The 691-nt window shown below is 74.7% G+C and carries 1 protein-coding gene; it reads right to left on the bottom strand.

The genetic code is table 11. The features are described 5' to 3' along the window. The coding region (locus amrb99_RS49545; RefSeq protein WP_277820254.1) for a DnaB-like helicase C-terminal domain-containing protein at nucleotides 1-691 on the bottom strand (691 nt) is incomplete at both ends.

Consider the following 691-nt stretch of genomic DNA (forward strand, 5'->3'; position numbering starts at 1 on the left):
GCGGCCTTCGGCGGCGAGCATCCGCCGCATCAGCTCGGTCCGCGCCATCTCCAGGCTGAGGAAGTAGACGGGCTCGCCGCGCCGGATGCCGATGTGGCGGGCGATGTCCAGACCCAGCGTGGTCTTGCCGATGCCGGGGCGGGCGCCTACGACGATGAGCTGCCCCGGCTTGACCGACAAGACCTCGTCGAGGTCGGCGACGCCGAGGGGGACGACGTCCTGGTCGGCGCCGCGCTCGATCTCCTCGATGACGGCGTCCACGACGTCGGCGGCCTGCGCGACGTTCGCCGTGCCGTCGCGTCCGCCGGCGAGCTGGTCCATGCGCTCGGCGAGCAGCTCGCGGTCCTCGTCGGCGGGGCGTTCGCGGCGCCCGGCGAGCTGCCCGACGAACGTCGCGAACTGCGCGAGGCGCCCTTTCCAACTGCGGTGCCGGACGCGTTCGGCGTAGTAGCCGATCTGCGCCGGGAGCGCGGCCCCGCTGAACAGCCCGAACAGGTACTCGGCGCCGCCCGTGCGGCCCAGCTCGCCGCGCTCGGTGAGCAGCGCGAGGACGGCGTCCGGGGTCACCGGGACGCCGCGCCCGAACAGGTCCGCGACGGCCGCCATGATCACCTGGTGGGCTCCGGCGGCGAGGTCGCCGTCGCCGATCTCGGCCAGGACGGCGGCGGCCAGCTCGGTCGAGCTGAGCGCC

The sequence above is a fragment of the Actinomadura sp. RB99 genome (assembly GCF_014706005.1).
In the GTDB taxonomy this organism is placed as follows: Bacteria; Actinomycetota; Actinomycetes; order Streptosporangiales; family Streptosporangiaceae; genus Spirillospora.